At 64.1% G+C, this 18471-nt stretch carries 19 protein-coding genes; 10 read left to right on the forward strand and 9 right to left on the reverse strand.

Annotation, left to right across the window (positions count from 1 at the left end):
- Nucleotides 1-177: 177 nt before the first annotated feature.
- The 3 genes from CQW31_RS26660 (at nt 178) to CQW31_RS26670 (ending at nt 3934) form a co-directional block, all read left to right on the forward strand.
- Complete coding sequence (locus CQW31_RS26660; RefSeq protein ID WP_099815805.1) at nt 178-855, forward strand: response regulator; 678 nt, start codon at nt 178-180, stop codon at nt 853-855.
- Nucleotides 852-2198, forward strand: a complete 1347-nt coding sequence (locus tag CQW31_RS26665; RefSeq protein WP_099815806.1) for an ATP-binding protein — start codon at nt 852-854, stop codon at nt 2196-2198. The genes CQW31_RS26660 and CQW31_RS26665 overlap by 4 nt, the downstream gene beginning before the upstream one ends.
- Nucleotides 2199-2611: 413 nt before the next feature.
- A complete protein-coding gene (locus CQW31_RS26670; RefSeq protein ID WP_054885575.1) occupies nt 2612-3934 on the forward strand; it encodes a dicarboxylate/amino acid:cation symporter in 1323 nt (440 codons plus the stop codon).
- A gap of 53 nt (nt 3935-3987) precedes the next feature.
- On the opposite strand, the gene CQW31_RS26675 is transcribed toward CQW31_RS26670, so the two are convergent.
- Entirely contained in the window at nt 3988-4482 is a 495-nt protein-coding gene (locus CQW31_RS26675; protein ID WP_054885574.1) for a SprT family zinc-dependent metalloprotease, read from the reverse strand.
- Between the two features lie 145 nt (nt 4483-4627).
- On the reverse strand, nt 4628-5227 hold the full coding sequence (locus tag CQW31_RS26680; RefSeq protein ID WP_054885573.1) for a Yip1 family protein: 600 nt from the start codon (nt 5225-5227) through the stop codon (nt 4628-4630).
- A gap of 263 nt (nt 5228-5490) precedes the next feature.
- Here CQW31_RS26680 and ttcA point away from each other — a divergent pair, with 263 nt between their 5' ends.
- Complete coding sequence (ttcA, locus tag CQW31_RS26685; protein WP_054885572.1) at nt 5491-6315, forward strand: tRNA 2-thiocytidine(32) synthetase TtcA; 825 nt, start codon at nt 5491-5493, stop codon at nt 6313-6315.
- 4 nt (nt 6316-6319) lie between these two features.
- Nucleotides 6320-6991, forward strand: coding sequence for a DNA-3-methyladenine glycosylase I (locus tag CQW31_RS26690; protein ID WP_099815807.1), 672 nt, complete (start codon nt 6320-6322; stop codon nt 6989-6991).
- An 84-nt stretch (nt 6992-7075) separates the two neighbouring features.
- On the opposite strand, the gene CQW31_RS26695 is transcribed toward CQW31_RS26690, so the two are convergent.
- The 3 genes from CQW31_RS26695 to arsC are packed head-to-tail and all read right to left on the reverse strand — an operon-like array spanning nt 7076 to nt 8437.
- Nucleotides 7076-7489 (reverse strand): DUF2069 domain-containing protein, encoded by a 414-nt coding sequence (locus CQW31_RS26695; RefSeq protein WP_054885570.1) that lies wholly within the window; start codon nt 7487-7489, stop codon nt 7076-7078.
- A complete protein-coding gene (wrbA, locus tag CQW31_RS26700) occupies nt 7482-8087 on the reverse strand; it encodes an NAD(P)H:quinone oxidoreductase (protein WP_099815808.1) in 606 nt (201 codons plus the stop codon). The genes CQW31_RS26695 and wrbA overlap by 8 nt, the downstream gene beginning before the upstream one ends.
- Nucleotides 8084-8437 carry an arsenate reductase (glutaredoxin) gene (arsC, locus tag CQW31_RS26705; protein WP_099815809.1) on the reverse strand — a complete coding sequence of 118 codons (354 nt, stop codon included), beginning with the start codon at nt 8435-8437 and terminating at the stop codon, nt 8084-8086. Before arsC ends, wrbA begins: the two co-directional genes overlap by 4 nt.
- An 85-nt stretch (nt 8438-8522) precedes the next feature.
- Between arsC and CQW31_RS26710 the strand changes: the two genes are divergently transcribed.
- Nucleotides 8523-8987, forward strand: a complete 465-nt coding sequence (locus CQW31_RS26710) for a TlpA disulfide reductase family protein (protein ID WP_054885567.1) — start codon at nt 8523-8525, stop codon at nt 8985-8987.
- 117 nt (nt 8988-9104) lie between these two features.
- Here the strand turns inward: CQW31_RS26710 and CQW31_RS26715 are convergent, their stop codons facing one another.
- The 4 genes from CQW31_RS26715 to CQW31_RS26730 all read right to left on the reverse strand — a co-directional run bounded on the left by CQW31_RS26715 (nt 9105) and on the right by CQW31_RS26730 (nt 13795).
- Nucleotides 9105-9509 carry an META domain-containing protein gene (locus CQW31_RS26715; protein ID WP_054885566.1) on the reverse strand — a complete coding sequence of 135 codons (405 nt, stop codon included), beginning with the start codon at nt 9507-9509 and terminating at the stop codon, nt 9105-9107.
- Nucleotides 9506-9943, reverse strand: coding sequence for a hypothetical protein (locus CQW31_RS26720; protein ID WP_054885565.1), 438 nt, complete (start codon nt 9941-9943; stop codon nt 9506-9508). Before CQW31_RS26720 ends, CQW31_RS26715 begins: the two co-directional genes overlap by 4 nt.
- 31 nt (nt 9944-9974) lie before the next feature.
- The gene (locus CQW31_RS26725; protein WP_099815810.1) at nt 9975-10964 is read right to left on the reverse strand and encodes a 2-hydroxyacid dehydrogenase; all 990 of its coding nucleotides are present in this window, start codon (nt 10962-10964) and stop codon (nt 9975-9977) included.
- A gap of 71 nt (nt 10965-11035) precedes the next feature.
- On the reverse strand, nt 11036-13795 hold the full coding sequence (locus CQW31_RS26730) for a response regulator (RefSeq protein WP_054885563.1): 2760 nt from the start codon (nt 13793-13795) through the stop codon (nt 11036-11038).
- 191 nt (nt 13796-13986) lie between these two features.
- Between CQW31_RS26730 and CQW31_RS26735 the strand changes: the two genes are divergently transcribed.
- The 4 genes from CQW31_RS26735 (at nt 13987) to rlmD (ending at nt 18427) form a co-directional block, all read left to right on the forward strand.
- Complete coding sequence (locus tag CQW31_RS26735; protein WP_099815811.1) at nt 13987-14703, forward strand: response regulator transcription factor; 717 nt, start codon at nt 13987-13989, stop codon at nt 14701-14703.
- A gap of 3 nt (nt 14704-14706) precedes the next feature.
- Nucleotides 14707-16074 carry a sensor histidine kinase gene (locus CQW31_RS26740; RefSeq protein WP_099815812.1) on the forward strand — a complete coding sequence of 456 codons (1368 nt, stop codon included), beginning with the start codon at nt 14707-14709 and terminating at the stop codon, nt 16072-16074.
- Nucleotides 16075-16168: 94 nt separating this feature from the next.
- Nucleotides 16169-17068: a cysteine synthase CysM gene (gene cysM / locus CQW31_RS26745; RefSeq protein WP_099815823.1), complete on the forward strand. Its 900-nt coding sequence runs from the start codon at nt 16169-16171 to the stop codon at nt 17066-17068.
- Nucleotides 17069-18427 carry a 23S rRNA (uracil(1939)-C(5))-methyltransferase RlmD gene (gene rlmD / locus CQW31_RS26750; RefSeq protein WP_099815813.1) on the forward strand — a complete coding sequence of 453 codons (1359 nt, stop codon included), beginning with the start codon at nt 17069-17071 and terminating at the stop codon, nt 18425-18427.
- Nucleotides 18428-18471 lie beyond the last annotated feature (44 nt).

Below are 18471 nucleotides of genomic sequence, written 5' to 3' on the forward strand. Positions count from 1 at the left end.
GATGCATTCTTTATCGGCGCTTTGGTGGAAGGGGTGGGGCGATGTCTCCCACGGTCTGTACTGCTGCTAACAGTCAGAATCGGGCATTTAGTCCCACCACCCCTTCAAGTCTAACCATACAAGCGGGTTTACCCGCGAGAGGGCCGTTACAGGCAGTACATTAATGAGGAGCGTTGAATGAAACTGCTGGTGGTCGAGGACGAAGCCCTGCTGCGGCACCACCTCCATACACGTCTGGGTGAAAGCGGCCATGTGGTCGAAGCCGTGGCCAATGCCGAAGAGGCGCTGTACCAGGCCGAACACTTTCACTTCGACCTGGCCATCGTCGACCTTGGCCTGCCGGGCATCAGCGGGCTTGAGCTGATCGGCCGCCTGCGCAGCCAGGGCAAGGCCTTCCCCATCCTTATTCTCACCGCCCGTGGCAACTGGCAGGACAAGGTCGAAGGCCTGGCTGCCGGTGCCGACGACTATCTGGTCAAGCCGTTCCAGTTCGAGGAACTCGAGGCACGCCTGAACGCCTTGCTGCGCCGTTCCAGCGGGTTCACCCAATCGACCATCGCCGACGGCCCCCTGGTGCTTGACCTCAACCGCAAGCAGGCGACCCTGGATGAACAGCCGCTGGCACTGACGGCCTATGAGTACCGCATCCTCGAGTACCTCATGCGTCATCACCAGCAGGTGGTGGCCAAGGAGCGCCTGATGGAGCAGCTCTATCCCGGCGACGAGGAGCGCGACCCCAACGTCATCGAGGTGCTGGTCGGCCGCCTGCGCCGCAAGCTCGAGGGCGAGAACGGTTTCAAGCCAATCGACACGGTGCGCGGCCTGGGTTACCTGTTCACCGAGCGCTGCCGATGATCCGCTCGCTGCGGGTACGCCTGATGCTGGCGGCCGCGGTGCTGGCGCTGCTGTTCATGCTGGCCTTGTTGCCCGCCTTGCAGAAGGCTTTCAGCCTGGCCCTGCAGGAGTCGATCGAGCAGCGCCTGGCTTCGGACGTGACCACGCTGATTTCCGCAGCGCGCATCGAGCATGGCCAGTTACAGATGCCCGACTTGCTCCCGGATGAGCGCTACAACCTGCCCTATACCGGCCTGCTCGGCTACATCTTCGACCGTGACGGCAACCTGGTCTGGCGCTCGCGTGCCACCAGCGACCGGCATATCAACTACCGCCCGCGCTACGACGGGCGCGGCAACGAGTTTGCCCGCATCCACCAGGACGATGGCGAAGAGTTCTTCGTCTATGACGTCGAGATCAAGCTGCTCGGCGGCCAGAGCGCGGCATACAGCATCGTGGCGCTGCAACCGGTGAGTGAATACAGGGCCACGCTCGATGGCCTGCGCAAAAAGCTCTACCTGGGCTTTGGCGCGGCCTTGCTGGTCTTGCTGGCGCTGCTCTGGGCCGGCCTGACCTGGGGGTTGCGTTCGTTGCGCCGGTTGAGTATCGAGCTTGATGAGGTGGAGTCTGGCGCACGTGATGGCCTCAGTGGCGAGCACCCACGTGAACTGCTGCGCCTGACCCGCTCGCTGAACCGCTTGCTGAGCAGCGAACGCGAGCAGCGCACCCGTTACCGCGATTCATTGGGCGATCTGGCCCACAGCCTGAAGACCCCGCTGGCAGTGTTGCAGGGTGTGGGCGAGAGCATGCAGCAGCGTGCCGGCGAGCGCGAGCAGGCGCGGGTGCTGCAGAGCCAGATCGAGCGCATGAGCCAGCAGATCGATTACCAGCTGCAGCGCGCCAGCCTGCGCAAGAGCGGCCTGGTGCGCCACAACGTGCTGTTGCGGCCGGTGCTGGAGAGCTTGTGCAGCACCTTGGCCAAGGTCTATCGCGACAAGCGCGTCGAGGTCGAGCTGGATGTACCGGCACAGTCGCACGTGCCGATGGAGCAGGGGGCCTTGCTGGAACTGCTGGGCAATCTGCTGGAGAACGCCTACCGGCTCAGCCTGGGGCACGTGCGGGTGAGCCTGCAGGAAGCACCTGGCACGCTGAGGTTGTGCATCGAGGACGATGGCCCCGGGGTGCCGGCCGACCAGCGTGAGAGGATTCTCGAGCGCGGTGAACGGCTGGACCGGCAGCACCCGGGGCAGGGTATTGGTCTGGCGGTGGTCAAGGACATCGTCGACAGCTATGGCGCCGGGCTGACCCTGGATGAATCCGCGCTGGGCGGGGCCGCCTTCTGCATCACCTTGCACCTTGATTGATGGGTTGCTGTGCCGGCCCTTTCGCGGCTGAAGCCGCTCGCACAGGGACCGCGCCGCATTTGAGGCTGGTGCTGTTGCTGTGGGAGCGGCTTTAGCCGCGAAAGGGCCAGCACAGGCATTACCCGTTCGGGCGGATTCCCGCCATATACCCTGTACATTTCCCGCCATCGGGCGGAAATCCGCCACCATTGCTCAGAAAAATCGCCCCGTCGTTGGGCGTTTACAGCCCGTAAACAGTAGCGCTGCACCCAAGATGGGCATTTTGGCATCGCCCTTGCTATCTCACTTGGCAGAGGCCTGCCCAGGCAGCTCGAACACAACGACAAATCCCTCCAGGTGCAGGAGGGTTAGCGATTCAGGTGCCCGAACACCCTGGGAAGGGTGAAGCCGGCACACTTGAGGAAAAATGAGCCATGACGACACGTCAGCCGCTGTACAAATCCCTGTATGTCCAGGTGTTGGTCGCCATCACCATCGGCATCCTGCTCGGCCACTTCTACCCCGAAACCGGCGTCGCCCTGAAGCCTTTGGGCGATGGTTTCGTCAAACTGATCAAGATGGTCATCGCGCCCATCATCTTCTGTACCGTGGTCAGCGGCATCGCCGGCATGCAGAGCATGAAGTCGGTCGGCAAGACCGGCGGCTACGCGCTGCTGTACTTTGAGATCGTCTCCACCATCGCCCTGATCATCGGCCTCGTGGTCGTCAACGTGGTCCAGCCGGGCGCTGGCATGCACATCGACGTCAGCACCCTGAACGCCAGCAGCGTGGCCGCCTACGCCGCCGCCGGCGCGCAGCAGACCACTGTCGGCTTCCTGCTCAACATCATCCCCAGCACCGTAGTGGGCGCCTTCGCCAACGGCGACATCCTGCAGGTGCTGATGTTCTCGGTGATCTTCGGCTTCGCCCTGCACCGCCTGGGCAGCTACGGCAAGCCGGTGCTGGACCTGATCGACCGCTTCGCCCACGTGATGTTCAACATCATCAACATGATCATGAAGCTGGCCCCGGTCGGTGCCTTCGGCGCCATGGCCTTCACCATCGGCCAGTACGGCGTGGGCTCGCTGGTGCAGCTGGGCTACCTGATGGCGTGCTTCTACATCACCTGCCTGCTGTTCGTGCTGGTGGTGCTGGGTGGTATCTGCCGCGCCCACGGCTTCAGTGTCCTCAAGCTGATCCGCTACATCCGTGAAGAGCTGATGATCGTGCTGGGCACATCCTCCTCGGAATCGGCCCTGCCACGCATGCTGGCCAAGATGGAGCGCCTGGGTGCCAAGAAATCGGTCGTCGGCCTGGTGATCCCGACTGGCTACTCGTTCAACCTCGACGGTACCTCGATCTACCTGACCATGGCTGCGGTGTTCATCGCCCAGGCCACCGACACCCACATGGACATCACCCACCAGATCACCCTGCTGCTGGTGCTGCTGGTCGCGTCCAAAGGTGCTGCCGGCGTGACCGGTTCGGGCTTCATCGTGCTGGCTGCCACCCTGTCGGCCGTCGGCCACCTGCCGGTTGCCGGCCTGGCGCTGATCCTCGGTATCGACCGCTTCATGTCCGAAGCCCGGGCGCTGACCAACCTGGTCGGCAACGCCGTGGCCACCGTGGTCGTGGCCAAGTGGGTGAAGGAGATGGACGACGACAAGCTGGCCTCCGAGCTGGCTTCCGGTGGCGCACCGCTGGAGTTGTCGGTACCTACCGATGACCTGGGCGTGGCAGAAACCCCGGTACGCTGATCCTCAGGCGGTAAAAAAGAAGGCGACCCTCGGGTCGCCTTTCTTGTGCCTGGCTATTCGAGGCGGGTTTCACCGCTGAACACCAGAGTCGCGCGGCAGCGCCGGCACAAGTAGCGGCGCCCTTGGCGCACCAGCTTGTGCCGCTGCGCGGTAAACGGGAAATCACTCTCCGGGCATGGGCAGCGGTAGATGTAGCGGGTTACCACGCGCCGCTGCACTGCATAATTGTGGCAACGGTTCGGCGGCAGTTCATACACCCCACGCATGATCAGCTGCCACTCTTCACCATGGGCCTGGATGCGGTCACCGAACAGCTGATGGGCCACCAGGTGCGCCACTTCATGAGCCACGGTCTGGCGCAGGAAGTCGTCCTGGTTCTCGCGATACAGTTGCAGGTTGAAGCGCAGCAGGTTCTCGTGCAGGTGAGCGACGCCGGCTTTCTGGCCGCGCAGCTTGAAGCTGACTTCCGGGCGCGGGAAGGGGCGTTTGAAGAAGGCTTCGGCTTGCTGGTAACAGGTTTCGACGCGTTGTTTGAGCAGCTCGGGCATGGCGGGGTGGTTCTCCTGACCGGGCATTATGCCGCATGCCAGTCGCGCTTGCCGAGCCACCGGTCAGCAAGCAGCCATAGGTACAAAGGCAAAGGCCGCCTTTGCGGCGGCCTCTGCTTGATGCCCTATGTTGGCTGGATCTGATCTAGTTGGTGTATACCGGCCCCACGCCCAAGCCCCAGATGATCACGGTTGCGGCCATGATCGCCACCAGCACCACAAGGCCCACGGCCAGCACTGAGCTTGAGAACAGGAAGCCTTCATCCGACGGTATGTTCATGAACGTCGGCAAGCCGACATACAGCAGGTACACGGTGTAGCAAATGGCAGCGGTCCCCACCAGCATGCCCAACCACAGGTGCGGATAGAGCGCCGCCAGGCCGCCGAGGAACAGCGGAGTGGCGGTGTAGGTGGCAAAGGCGATGCATTGCGCCATGGACGGGTTGGCGTCGTAGGTGCGGGCCATCCAGTGAATGAACGCCCCCATCACCGCAACCCCGGCGAGCATCGCCACGTATGACATGATGCTCATCCAGATCGCGCTATCCATGGTCAGCATCACCGCTGGCCGGCCACCGATCACCCAGCCCACCTGGGTTGTGCCGATAAAGGCGGAAATGGCGGGAATCGCCGCCAGGATGAGGGTATGGGTCAGGTACATGTGGCTGATGCTTTCTTCTTCGCCACGAATCTCCCGCCATTCCTGGTCGGGATGGGTAAACAGCCCCACAACGTGATGAATCATGCCGGTCACTCCTCTCAATGTTGCCAATCGCCCCCCACGTGGAGCGCAAGCGGCCCGAGGCCAAGGCACCGAAGCAGAACGGTAATGTGGCCTTATGTCGCAGTATAGGAAGTCAATCCCTGCTCAAACCCTGCTTTTTAGAGCAAATTGCGCTGTCGAGGCCGCTGTTGATTACATTGAAGTCTTTATCGGAATCCCTACAGGTGCGCGTGGTTTGTGCGTAAAATAGCCGGCTTTTGTCACACCTCGCGGATCCAAGCGCTATGGGCACCCTCTCGGTCAACCAGAACAAACTGCAAAAACGCCTGCGTCGCCTCGCCGGCGAAGCCATCACCGACTACAACATGATCGAAGATGGCGACAAGGTCATGGTCTGCCTGTCTGGCGGCAAGGACAGCTACACCATGCTCGACGTTCTGTTGCACCTGCAGAAGGTGGCACCGATCAAGTTCGAGATCGTCGCGGTGAACATGGACCAGAAGCAGCCAGGCTTCCCCGAGCATGTGCTGCCGGCGTACCTCAAGGAGTTGGGCGTCGAGTACCACATCGTCGAGAAGGACACCTACTCGGTGGTCAAGGAACTGGTCCCCGAGGGCAAGACCACCTGCTCGCTGTGCTCGCGCCTGCGCCGTGGCACGCTGTATACCTTCGCCGATGAGATCGGGGCGACCAAGATGGCCTTGGGGCACCACCGCGACGACATCGTCGAAACCTTCTTCCTCAATATGTTCTTCAACGGCGCGCTCAAGGGCATGCCGCCGAAGCTGCGTGCCGACGACGGCCGCAACGTGGTGATCCGCCCGCTGGCCTACTGCAGCGAGAAGGACATCCAGGCCTACTCCGACATGAAGCAATTCCCGATCATCCCGTGCAACCTCTGCGGCTCGCAAGAGAACCTGCAGCGTCAGGTGGTCAAGGACATGCTGGTGGAGTGGGAGCGCAAGCACCCGGGCCGGACCGAGAGCATCTTCCGCGCCCTGCAGAACGTGGCGCCGTCGCAGCTGGCCGACCGTAACCTGTTCGACTTCACCAGCCTGAAGATCGACGAGAACGCCACCCCGCGTTTCCTCGACGTGGTGAACATCTGAAGCCATGCGCGATTACCAGTGGCTGCACGAGTACTGCCTGAACCGCTTCGGCTCGGCCCAGGCGCTGGAGGCCTACCTGCCGCAGCCGCGCACGCCTGCGCAGTTGCGCGACATCGCTGACGACCGCTACCTGTCGACTCTGGCCCTGCGTGTGTTTCGCGCGGGGCTCAAGCACAGCCTGGTAGATGCCAAGTGGCCCGCGTTCGAACAGGTGTTCTTCGGCTTCGACCCGGAGAAGGTCGTGCTGATGGGGGCCGAACACCTGGAGCGCTTGATGCACGACGAACGCATCATCCGCCACCTGGGCAAGCTCAAGAGCGTGCCGCGCAATGCGCAGATGATCCTCGATGTGGCAAAGGAGAAGGGCAGCTTCGGCGCGTTCATCGCCGAATGGCCAGAGACCGACATCATCGGGCTGTGGAAGTACCTGGCCAGGCACGGTAACCAGTTGGGCGGGTTGTCGGCGCCGCGCTTCCTGCGCATGGTCGGCAAGGACACCTTCATTCCCACTGAAGACATGGCGGCGGCGTTGATTGCACAGAAGGTGATCGACAAGCAGCCGACCAGCCAGCGCGACCTGGCCGTGGTGCAGCAAGCGTTCAATCAATGGCACGCAGAGAGCGGGCGACCGCTGTGCCAGCTGTCGGTGATGCTGGCGCATACCGTCAACCATTGAGTTTTGTGTAGCCTTCTTCGCGGGCACGCCCGCTCCCACAAGGTCAGCGCGGTCCCTGTGGGAGCGGGCGTGCCCGCGAAGAAGCTAACGCCCTTCGCCCGCCAGGCGCCGTTCGAACTGAAACTTCCAGCGCACATACAAAAGCCCGGCCACGAACAGACTCAGACTTACCAGTACCTCGACCCAGCCAAACACCGCCCGCGCCGGGTCGAACGCTGCCAGCACGCCCTTGATGAAGTAGATATTCACCACGAAGCAGGTCCAGGCATGCGCCCGGGCACTGCCCATCAGCATGCCCGGCAGCAGCAGTAACAGCGGCACCAGTTCGATTGCCAGGATCACTTCGACCCGCGCCCCATGCAGGTTGGCGAACCACAAGTTGTTCACCACCAGCAGCGCCATCAGGCCGAAGAACGACGCGAGGCTCAACGCCCGCGTCAGGCGCAGGCGCGGCGCCAGCCACTCGAGCGGCGGCAACACCTTGGGCTTTCTAGCCACGCGCGGCCTCCAGGACCTTGGCCGTGGTCGCCAGGCGTTGGCCAAGGGCACGGCACAAGGCGATCTCGTGTGGGTCCAGTTCACGTTTGCCATCGGCGCCGGCGTGGTGGCTGGCCCCATAAGGCGTGCCGCCACCGCGGGTCTCCAGCAGCGCCGACTCGCTGTACGGCAGGCCCATCACCAGCATGCCGTGGTGCATCAGTGGCAGCATCATCGACAGCAAGGTGGTTTCCTGGCCGCCGTGCAAACTGGCGGTGGAGGTGAACACGCCGGCCGGCTTGCCGACCAGCTCGCCACCCAGCCACAGGCTGCTGGTGCCATCGAGGAAGTACTTCAGCGGTGCGGCCATGTTGCCGAAGCGGGTCGGGCTGCCCAGCACCAGGCCAGCGCAGCGGCGCAGGTCGTCGAGGGTGGCGTACAGCGCGCCGCTGGCAGGGATGTCCGGGGCTACCGCTTCGCATTCGGTGGAAATCGCCGGCACCGTGCGCAGGCGTGCTTCCATGCCGGCCAGCTCGATGCCGCGGGCGATGTGCCGGGCCATCTCACTGGTCGAGCCGTGGCGGCTGTAATACAGCACCAGGATGTACGGCGCACTCACGGCAGGATCTCCAGGACTTTCTCCGGCGGTCGGCCGATCACGGCCTTGTCACCGGCGACCAGGATCGGGCGTTCGATCAGCTTGGGGTGGTTGACCATGGCGTCGATCAGCTGCGCGTCGCTCATTGCCGGGTTTGCCAGGTCGAGGGATTTGTATTCGTCTTCACCGCTGCGCAGCAACTGACGTGGGGCGATGCCCAGCTTGCCGAGCAGGGCCTTGAGGGTGGCGGCATCGGGCGGGGTTTCCAGGTAGCGCACGATGGTCGGTGCCAGGCCGCGTTGTTCAAGCAGTTCCAGCGCGCCGCGGGATTTCGAGCAGCGCGGGTTATGATAGAGCGTCAAGTCAGTCATGTCGGGTCGCATCCAGCTGGGTGTGGCAGCTATTCTAACCGCAGCGACTGACCTATTTGCTTGAAACTTCGAGAAGGATTGACCCATGGCAAGGCGTCTGGCAGCAGTACTGGCCATCACCGCGAGCCTTTTGCTCGGTGGTTGCGGTGCCGATTATGGCGTGGACCAAGATGGCAAGACGGTAAAGGCGGAACAGATCGACGGGCACTGGGTAGTGCTCAATTACTGGGCCGAATGGTGTGGCCCGTGCCGAACCGAGGTACCTGAACTGAACCAGGCGGCCAAGCAGTGGGCTGCCGATGGCATCAAGGTGGTCGGGGTGAATTTCGATGGCCTGCAAGGGCCTGAGCTGAAGCAGGCAGCCGAGGCCTTGGGCATCGGCTTCACCGTGCTGGCCCAGGACCCGGCCGAGCGTTATGACCTGCCACGCAGCGAGGCGCTGCCGGTGACCTACATCATCGATGACAAGGGCAAGGTGCGTGAACAACTGATGGGCGAGCAGACCCTGGAAGGGCTGCAGGCCAAGATCAAGGCCCTGAAAGGCGCCTGATGCCCTGGGGCCGCTTTGCGGCCCTATCGCGACACAAGGCCGCTGCCACAGGCGGTCGCGTTACTTGTAGGAGCGGCCTTGTGTCGCGAAAGGGCTGCAAAGCAGCCCCGGCAATCTTCAGCCTTCCTCGGGCCAGAAGCGCAGGGGTTTGCCTTCTTCAGGCCAGAAGCGCAACTGCTCGATAGGCGACACATCCCAGCGCTGTACCGTCTCCAGCGCCTGCAGGAAGCGCTTTTCCTGCTCCATCAACGCCGGGGCACACAGTTTGCGGGTCTTGCCGACCTTGCCGAAGCTCAGGTGCTCACCGTCCAGCGTATACGGCGCAAACCAGTGGTTGCAGCCGGCATTGCCGTAGGCGCGGCCATCGCTGGCCAGGGTCAGGGTCAGGTGGCTGTAGTCGATCAGCGGACGTTCGCCGATCCACTCCAGCACGTAGCTGCGCTCCTGCTGCAGCTTCGAAGGTTCGGCAGCACAGCCGAGCAGGCCGGTGGCAATCAGCACGCCGGTCAGCAGATTCTTCACTCGGCGCTCTCCTGGCAACGCGGGCACAGGTGCTTGTCGCCACGGCTGGCCCAGCCCAGCTCGGCAACACGGGCGCTGGCAGCCGGCTGACGGGCCGCCTTGCCGAGTTTGGCGTCGACGGCGAACTCGAAGTCCAGCACCGCGTCGCAGCTGTCGCACTCGACCTTCCAGGTGAGGATTTCCAGCTCGTTGAACACCGGGCCGCTGGCCACGGCTACCCATTGGCCACGTGGGTTGATCAGGTGGCGCACGCTCTCGACGGTCAGGCGCATGGCCAGGTCCTTGCTGCCCTTGAGGGTCACGATCAGGACGTCGCCTTTGTGCATCGAGCCACCGTTGCCGGTCACCTGATAGCGGCCCGGAACCAGGGCGCGGCACTCGATCAGGGTGTGTTGCGGGTTGAAAAGGGTATAGCGGAAATCGTGCTCGACCATGGGTCCTCCAGAAATGCCGCGTATCCTAGCATCAACCGCTGACCAGATTCTGCGGATTACCCGCCGCCCAGCGGATGATGTTGTCCAGGGTGGTGGCGGCGATCGCGTCCAGGGCCTCGCGGGTCAGGAATGCCTGGTGCGCGGTGATGATCACGTTGGGGAAGGTCAGCAGCCGTGCCAGCACATCATCCTGCAGCGGCAGGTCGGAGCGGTCCTCGAAGAACAGCTGGGCTTCCTCTTCGTAGACGTCCAGGCCCAGGTAGCCGAGCTGGCCGCTTTTCAGGGCGTCGATCAGTGCCGGTGTGTCGACCAGCGCGCCACGCCCGGTGTTGATCAGCATGGCGCCCGGCTGCAACTGGCCCAGGCTTTGCGCATTGATCAGGTGCCGGGTGTGCTCGGTCAGCGGGCAGTGCAGGCTGATGACCTGCGCCTCGCGCAGCAGGTCGGGCAATGCCATGTAGCGCGCGCCAAGGGCCAGCAGTTCCGGGTTGGGGTAGGGGTCATACGCCAGTAACTGGCAGCCGAAACCGGCCATGATGCGGGCAAAGGCGCTGCCGATCTGGCCAGTGCCGACAACACCGACGGTCTTGCCATGCAGGTCGAAGCCGGTCAGCCCGTGCAGGGTGAAGTCACCTTCGCGGGTGCGGTTGTAGGCCCGGTGCAGGCGGCGGTTGAGCGCCAGGATCAAGGCCACGGCATGCTCGGCCACGGCATGTGGCGAATAGGCCGGCACGCGCACCACGGCCAGGCCAAGGCGCTGCGCCGCGGCCAGGTCGACGTGGTTGTAGCCGGCCGAGCGCAGGGCGATCAGCCGCGTACCACCCGCGGCCAGGCGCTGCAGCACCTGGGCGTCGAGCTCGTCGTTGATGAAGGCGCAGACGACCTCGTAGCCCTGGGCCAGCGGGGCGGTGTCGAGGGTCAGGCGGGTGGGCTGGAAGTGCAGGTCCAGGGCGCTGTCACGGGCGGCCTGGGTGAAGCTTTCCTGGTCGTAGTGCTGGCTGCTGAACAACAGAACGCGCATGGTATGGGTCCTTTGCAGTGTATGTCTTGGGTTTTGTGGCGCCTGGGAGACCGAGCGCCGACTCTATCCAGTCAGGCACTAAGGCGCGCCTGCGCCACCAACCGATTGATCGCCGCGTCCAGCTCATCCAGCGCCTGCTGGGCCTGCGGGCTGTCCTGCTTGAGCAGTGTCTCGCTGCGCTGACACGCCGCCCGCAACTGCGGCACACCGCAGTAACGCGAGGCACCATTGAGCCGGTGCACCTGCTCGATCAGCGTCGTGCTGTCAGCTGCCTCGCGAGCGGAGCGAATCGCCTGGCGGTCGGTTTCCAGCGACGCCAGCAGCATGGCCAGCATGTCGGCTGCCAGGTCTGGCTTGCCGGCAGCCAGGCGCAAGCCTTCGTCCGGGTCCAGCACAGGTAGCTCATGGCCGTCACCCAGTGGCTCGCTGGCATGCTCCAGTGGCGACGCACCGAGGCTCAGCCCGGTCCACTTCAGCACTACCTGGGCCAACTGCCGCTCGCTGATCGGCTTGGTCAGGTAATCGTCCATGCCGCTGTGCAACAGAGCGCGTTTCTCGTTGGCCATGGCATGCGCGGTCAGGGCGACGATCGGCAGCGGGTTGCCGCTCTGGGTCTTTTCCCACAGACGGATCTGCTCGGTGCAGGCGCGGCCGTCCATGCCGGGCATCTGCACGTCCATCAGCACCAGGTCGAAAGGCTCAGCCTGGACCGCCTGCACGGCGGCAAGGCCGTTGTCTACCGCCAGCACTTCGGCGCCCAGGTCCTCGAGCAGCGTCTGTACCAGCAACAGATTGGCGGCATTGTCGTCGACGCACAGAATCTTCGCCCGGCGCTGGCCGCTGCCGGGCAACCCCGGTTCGGCCTGCAGCCGTCGCGGTTGTACCAATTCCAGCAACAGGCGGCGTAACTTGCGCGTGCAGGTCGGCTTGGACAGCAGTTGGCCATGGCCGTTGGGCAGGAAGGGGTGATACAGCGCTTGCTCGGTGGTCGGGCACAGCACCACGCACTGGCAGCGCAGGCGCTCCAGTTGCTGGTTGTACTGGCCGAGCTGTTCCGGTGAAAGCGTACCGAGGTTGGCACCGAGCACCGCGAACTCGAAGGGCATGCCGGCCTGGAAGCCGGCCTTCACGCCTTGCAGCAGCTGGTCGTAGGACGCGAACAGGCTGACGCTCAGGCCGCAATCCTCGAGCTGGTGCTCCAGGGCCTGGCGCGCCAGCTCATGGCCGTCGACGATGGCCACTCTGCGTCCCAGCAGCGGTTGCAGCGGCTGCTCCTCGATGTCGTCGTGTGCCTTGGGCAGGCTCAGGCTGATCCAGAACTGCGAACCCTCGCCCGGCGTGCTGTCGACACCGATTTCGCCGCCCATCTGCTCGATCAGGCGCTTGGAAATCACCAGCCCCAGGCCGGTACCGCCGGGTTGACGAGCCAGTGAATTGTCGGCCTGGCTGAAGGCCTGGAACAGCGTGCGCACGTCCTGTGGTGACAGGCCGATGCCGGTGTCCTGCACGCTGATGCGCAGCTGGGCGCTGTCTTCGTGTTCGTCGTCGAGCATCGCCCGGACGACGATGGTGCCTTCGCGGGTGAACTTGATCGCGTTGCTCACCAGGTTGGTAAGGATCTGTTTCAGCCGCAAGGGGTCGCCGATCAGCGAAATCGGCGTATCGCGGTAGATCAGGCTGAGCAGTTCGAGCTGCTTGGCGTGGGCGGCAGGGGCGAGGATCGTCAAGGTGTCCTGGACCAGGTCGCGCAGGTTGAACGGGATGCTGTCGAGCACCAGCTTGCCCGCTTCGATCTTGGAGAAGTCGAGGATCTCGTTGATGATCCCCAGCAGGTTGTCGGCGGACTTTTCGATGGTGTTCAGGTAGTCCAGCTGCCGCGGGGTCATCTCACTCTTCTGCAGCAGGTGGGTGAAGCCCAGGATGCCATTGAGCGGGGTGCGGATTTCATGGCTCATGTTGGCCAGGAATTCCGATTTGATGCGGCTGGCCTCCAGGGCCTCCTTGCGCGCCATGTCCAGCTCGATGTTCTGGATCTCGATGGTTTCCAGGTTCTGGCGTACGTCCTCGGTCGCTTGGTCGATGCTGTGCTGCAGCTCTTCGTGGGCGCCGTGCAAGGTCTCGGCCATGCGGTTGATGCCGCGGGCCAGTTCGTCCAGCTCATGGCTGCCCATGGCCGGCAGGCGTTCGTCGAGGTGGCCGTCCTTGAGCAGGTTGACCGTCTGCTTGATGCGTGCGATCGGGTCATTGATGGTACGGCTCATGCGCATCGCCAGCAGGCCACTGAGGGCCAGGCAGGCGAGGATCAGCAGCACACTGGTGAACAGGTTGCGGTAGCCACGCAGCAGCGTGCCGTCGTGGGACAGCTCGATCTCGACCCAGCCGAGCAGGCGCTCGGCTTCGGCCGGTACGGCATCGGTGGCCAGATCGCGGTGGTGGCCGAACACCGGCATCAGGTAACGGGTGGCGTCGTTGCCGGTACGCTGCAGCAACTGCGTGCCGGTACCGCCGCTGGGCGCCTGGTTGATCATGCTCGGGCCGGCATGGGCCAGGCGGCTGCGGTCGGGGGCGAGGAAGGCCACGGCACGTACGTCGGCCTGCTCCAGGGTCTGCGCGGCAATGCGCTCCAGCTGGGCAGGCGCCTGGCGTGCCAGGGCCGGTGCGGCCAGCGGGGCCAGTTGCTCGGCGAGCATCTTGCCGCGCTGCAGCAACTGGGTGCGCAACTGGTCTTGCTGCAGCCAGGTGAAATAGCTGCCCAGCACCAGTGCCATCAGGCTGGCAGGCAGCAATGCCAGCAGCAGCACCCGGCTTCTGATTCCCAAACGATCGAGCACACTCGCCTCCTGTGATGTGCCTGGATGCCGTCGTCGCTGCGACGGCACAAAGCGGAAAGTTACTCCGCTGGCTGCGCTATTGCACTCTTTGAATGTCATTTCGTGGCGGGCCAAGGCACTGGTCGCAGGCAGTTGCCTGAAAGGAGAGCATGCACAATAATCGCGCAATTGAGAATGTATGGCAGTTGCCAATGAATCCTGTAACTAGTTGCGCCTCGCGCATCCTGGCGATCGAGGACGATCCTGTGCTGGGGGCGTACCTGCACGAAGAACTGCAGCGTGGCGGCTTCCAGGTCACCTGGTGCCGCAATGGCCTGGATGGCCTGGAAGCAGCCGACCGCCAAGCGTTCGACGTGGTCCTGCTGGACATCCTGCTGCCCGGCCTCAATGGCCTGGATGCCCTTGCCCGGCTGCGCCAGCGCAGCGCCACGCCGGTGATCCTGATGTCGGCACTGGGCGCCGAGGCCGACCGCATCAGCGGTTTCCAGCGCGGCGCCGACGACTACTTGCCCAAGCCCTTCAGCATCGCCGAACTGCAGGTGCGGATCGAGGCGATCCTGCGCCGGGTCGCTCTTGAGCGGCGTCATCAGCCGCAGCAGGCGGTGGCCGCAAGCGAGTTGTACTTCGACGAAAGCCGGTGTGATGTCAGCCTGAATGGCCAGCACGCCGGCATGACGCCGAGCGAATACCGCCTGCTCGATATCCTTCATCGCAATGTCGATGAAGTACTGAGCAAGCCCTTCCTTTACCAGCAGGTGCTCCAGCGCGGCTACTCGCGGCACGACCGTAGCCTCGACATGCATATCAGCCAGATCCGCCGCAAACTCAAGGGTATCGATTACCACGCCTGGCAGATCCGCACGGTGTGGGGCAAGGGCTACGTGCTCAGTGCCGGCGAAGCGGACTAAGTCATGCTTGATCGCCATTCACTGTTCTGGAAGCTGGCCACCCTGCTGGTGGGTTTCTGCCTGTTGATGATCGGCCTCAGCTACACCTGGGGCCGTCATATGGAAACCCGCAACGCCTTTCTCGACCCGCCGGCCCGCCAGGTGCTGCGCGACTATGCCAGCGACGCCGAAAGGGCCTGGCGCACCGGGGGACGCGAAGGGCTGGACCGCTGGGTGGCGGCGATGCACCAGCGTGAGCATGGCTGGATCGGTGTGCTCGACCTGAACCTGCGTCCCCTGGACAGCGCCATTCCTGGCCCTGAGATCATGCAGCGGCTGACCCGCCTGCGTGGGGTCGACTGGCCCATGAGCCGGCGCAGCGTCGACCAACCCTGGTTGCGCATTCCGTTCCCCGGTGCGCCGCAGCAGGGCATGCTGGTGATCGAGCTGCCGCAACGTTTCAACCCCGGCCAGTACCGCGTGTTCTGGCAGGTCGTCACCAACGGCATCATCCCTGGCCTGTTCACCTTGCTGCTGTGTGTCGGCTTGTACCGCATGCTGATCGTCCCGCTCAACCAGTTGCGCGAGCAGGCCAATGCCTGGCGTGCCGACCAGCTTTCGGCACGGCTGGATTCACGCACCACGGCCCGCCACGACGAACTGGGTGAACTGGCCCGAGCCTTTGATCAGATGGCCGAGCGCCTGCAAGGTACCGTGGCGATGCAGCAGCAACTGCTGCGCGACCTTTCCCACGAAATGCGCACCCCGCTGAGCCGCCTGCGCGTCGCCTGCGATGGCGAGACTGACTTCGCGCGCCTGCGTGAGCGCCTGGGCCGTGAAGTCGACTGCATGCAGCAGTTGGTCGAGAACACGCTGCAACTGGCCTGGCAGGATGCCGAACGTGCGCCGATGAACCTTGAGCCGATCCAGGTCCAGGCGCTCTGGGAGCTGCTGGCCGAGGACGCCAGCTACGAAAGCGGCTGGTCGCCCGGGCGCTTGCGCTGTGAACTGCCGGGCAATTGCTGGGTGCAGGGTAACCTCAACCACTTGGCCCAGGCCTTGGAGAACATGCTGCGCAATGCCATCCGCCATTCGCCGGAAAACGGCTTGGTACGGTTGGGCGGGCAGCGCGAAGGTGGCTACTGGCGTCTGTGGCTGGAAGATGAAGGCGGCGGTGTCGCCGATGAGGATCTGGAGCGCATCTTTGCGCCGTTTTCCCGGCTCGATGGTTCGCGGCCTGGGGACGGCGGTTTCGGCCTGGGGTTGAGCATTGCCCGCAGTGCCATTCAGCGCCAGGGTGGGACCTTGTGGGCCGAAAATGGCACGTCAGGGCTCCGGCTGTGCATGCGGCTGCCGTTTCATGTGCCGGCCTCTTCGGTGGCGCCGTTATAGCTGGTAGCTATAGCGTCCACAGATTGCGTGATATGGCCGGGAAAGGTTTGCCGGTATGATAGGCACCCCTGCCGTCCGGATTGTGAAATACACCATGACCTTGCAGTACCCAACCATCGCCGATTGCGTCGGCAATACGCCCCTGGTTCGCCTGCAGCGTATCGCTGGCGAAACCAGCAATACCCTCCTGCTCAAGCTCGAAGGTAACAATCCCGCCGGCTCGGTGAAGGACCGCCCGGCACTGTCGATGATCACCCGCGCCGAACTGCGCGGCCAGATCAAGCCAGGCGACACCCTGATCGAAGCCACCTCCGGCAATACCGGCATCGCCCTGGCGATGGCGGCGGCGATCAAGGGTTACAAGATGATCCTGATCATGCCCGACAATTCCACCGCCGAACGCAAGGCCGCCATGACCGCTTACGGCGCCGAGCTGATCCTGGTGACCAAGGAAGAGGGCATGGAAGGCGCCCGCGACCTCGCCGAGAAGTTGCAGGCCGAAGGCCGCGGCCTGGTCCTCGACCAGTTTGCCAACGGCGACAACCCGATCGCCCATTACACCAGCACCGGCCCGGAGATCTGGCAGCAGACCCAGGGCAGCATCACCCATTTCGTCAGCTCCATGGGTACCACCGGTACCATCATGGGATGCTCTCAGTACCTCAAGGAACAGAACCCCAGCGTGCAGATCGTCGGCTTGCAGCCGATGGAAGGCTCGGCCATTCCGGGTATCCGCCGCTGGCCCGAGGAGTACCTGCCGAAGATTTTCGATGCCACCCGCGTCGACCGCGTGATGGATATGTCCCAGCAGGAGGCCGAGGACACCACTCGCCGCCTCGCGCGCGAAGAGGGCATTTTCTGCGGCGTGTCTTCCGGTGGTGCGGTGGCAGCCATGCTGCGCCTGTCCCGCGAAGTGGAAAACGCCGTGATGGTCGCGATCATCTGTGACCGCGGCGACCGTTACCTGTCCACCGGCCTGTTCGACCCGAGCTAAATGTCCAAGAAAAAAAGCAACAGCGGCCTGCGCTTCCAGCCAGCCGGCGGCAACCGCACGCCCCAGGTCCCCGTGGGCAAGAAGCAGCGCCTGGCTATCGAGCGCCTGGCCGGTGACGGCCGCGGCATCGCCTTCCTGGAAGGGCGTACCTGGTTCGTCAGCGGCGCACTGGCCGGTGAAGCGGTCGAAGCGCGGGTGCTCAACGCCCGCGGCAAGGTCGTCGAGGCGCGCCTGGAGCGTGTGCTGCAAGCCAGCCCTGGACGCCGCCAGGCGCCCTGCCGCCACTACCAGCGTTGCGGCGGTTGCAACCTGCAACATCTGCCCCACGATGCACAGCTGGTGCTCAAGCAGCGCACCTTGGCCGAACAACTGCAACGGGTGGCCGGCGTGCAGCCCGAAGAATGGGCCGCGCCCCTGAGCGGGCCGGAACTCGGCTACCGCCGCCGCGCGCGAGTAGCCGTGCGCTGGGACGTGAAGGCCAAGCACCTGGATGTCGGTTTCCGCGCCGAGGCCAGCCAGGAAATTGTCTCCATCGATGACTGCGCCGTGCTGGTACAGCCTTTGCAATCTATTCTTCGCCACTTGCCGACCGTATTGCGCTCGCTGGGCAAGCCGCAGGCGATCGGCCATGTGGAACTGTTCAGCGGTACCGCCGAGGCCGTGCTGGTGCGTCACGTGGCGCCGTTGCCTGCGGACGACCTGGCGCGCCTGCAGGCATTCTGTGATGAGGCCAAGGCGCAGCTGTGGCTGCAGGGTGAAGGCGAGCCGGCAGCGGTGGATGCCGAGGCGAAACTGGGCTTTGCCCTGGAGCCCTGGCAGCTGGAACTGGCCTGGCGCCCGGGCGATTTTGTCCAGGTCAACGCCCAGGTCAACACGGCGATGATCGAGCAGGCCATGGCCTGGCTCGCTCCGCAGGCTGACGAGCGTGTGCTGGACCTGTTCTGCGGCCTCGGCAACTTTGCCCTGCCGCTGGCGCGCCAGGCACGTGAAGTGGTGGCAGTTGAAGGTGTACAGGCCATGGTCGATCGGGCCGCGGCCAATGCCCGGAACAACGATGTGCATAACGCCGCGTTTTTTCAGGCCGATTTATCGCAGCCTTTGGCAGGCGCCGAATGGGCCGCCGAGGGCTTTTCTGCGGTACTCTTGGATCCACCGCGCGACGGTGCATACGAGGTGGTGCAAGACATCGCCCGCCTCAAGGCCAAGCGCTTGGTGTATGTATCGTGCAACCCGGCCACGCTGGCGAGAGACGCCCAGGTGCTGGTCGGCCAGGGGTACCGGTTAAAAAGGGCCGGGATTATCGACATGTTTCCTCAGACGGCGCATGTCGAAGCCATGGCGTTATTCGAAGCGGGCTAGCGAGCTGGCCCCTTGGTGCGGCTTCCACGGAAGCGAAGCTGCAC

The organism is Pseudomonas sp. 382, from assembly GCF_002759075.1.
Taxonomy (GTDB): Bacteria; Pseudomonadota; Gammaproteobacteria; order Pseudomonadales; family Pseudomonadaceae; genus Aquipseudomonas; species Aquipseudomonas vlassakiae.

Excerpts from the sequence above, each read along its gene's own strand:
- CQW31_RS26660 (WP_099815805.1), top strand. The coding sequence starts at position 178 with ATGAAACTGCTGGTGGTCGAGGACGAAGCCCTGCTGCGGCACCACCTC.
- CQW31_RS26665 (WP_099815806.1), top strand. The coding sequence starts at position 852 with ATGATCCGCTCGCTGCGGGTACGCCTGATGCTGGCGGCCGCGGTGCTG.
- CQW31_RS26670 (WP_054885575.1), top strand. The coding sequence starts at position 2,612 with ATGACGACACGTCAGCCGCTGTACAAATCCCTGTATGTCCAGGTGTTG.
- CQW31_RS26675 (WP_054885574.1), bottom strand. The coding sequence starts at position 4,482 with ATGCCCGAGCTGCTCAAACAACGCGTCGAAACCTGTTACCAGCAAGCC.
- CQW31_RS26680 (WP_054885573.1), bottom strand. The coding sequence starts at position 5,227 with ATGATTCATCACGTTGTGGGGCTGTTTACCCATCCCGACCAGGAATGG.
- ttcA (WP_054885572.1), top strand. The coding sequence starts at position 5,491 with ATGGGCACCCTCTCGGTCAACCAGAACAAACTGCAAAAACGCCTGCGT.
- CQW31_RS26690 (WP_099815807.1), top strand. The coding sequence starts at position 6,320 with ATGCGCGATTACCAGTGGCTGCACGAGTACTGCCTGAACCGCTTCGGC.
- arsC (WP_099815809.1), bottom strand. The coding sequence starts at position 8,437 with ATGACTGACTTGACGCTCTATCATAACCCGCGCTGCTCGAAATCCCGC.
- CQW31_RS26710 (WP_054885567.1), top strand. The coding sequence starts at position 8,523 with ATGGCAAGGCGTCTGGCAGCAGTACTGGCCATCACCGCGAGCCTTTTG.
- CQW31_RS26720 (WP_054885565.1), bottom strand. The coding sequence starts at position 9,943 with ATGGTCGAGCACGATTTCCGCTATACCCTTTTCAACCCGCAACACACC.
- CQW31_RS26725 (WP_099815810.1), bottom strand. The coding sequence starts at position 10,964 with ATGCGCGTTCTGTTGTTCAGCAGCCAGCACTACGACCAGGAAAGCTTC.
- CQW31_RS26735 (WP_099815811.1), top strand. The coding sequence starts at position 13,987 with ATGAATCCTGTAACTAGTTGCGCCTCGCGCATCCTGGCGATCGAGGAC.
- CQW31_RS26740 (WP_099815812.1), top strand. The coding sequence starts at position 14,707 with ATGCTTGATCGCCATTCACTGTTCTGGAAGCTGGCCACCCTGCTGGTG.
- cysM (WP_099815823.1), top strand. The coding sequence starts at position 16,169 with ATGACCTTGCAGTACCCAACCATCGCCGATTGCGTCGGCAATACGCCC.
- rlmD (WP_099815813.1), top strand. The coding sequence starts at position 17,069 with ATGTCCAAGAAAAAAAGCAACAGCGGCCTGCGCTTCCAGCCAGCCGGC.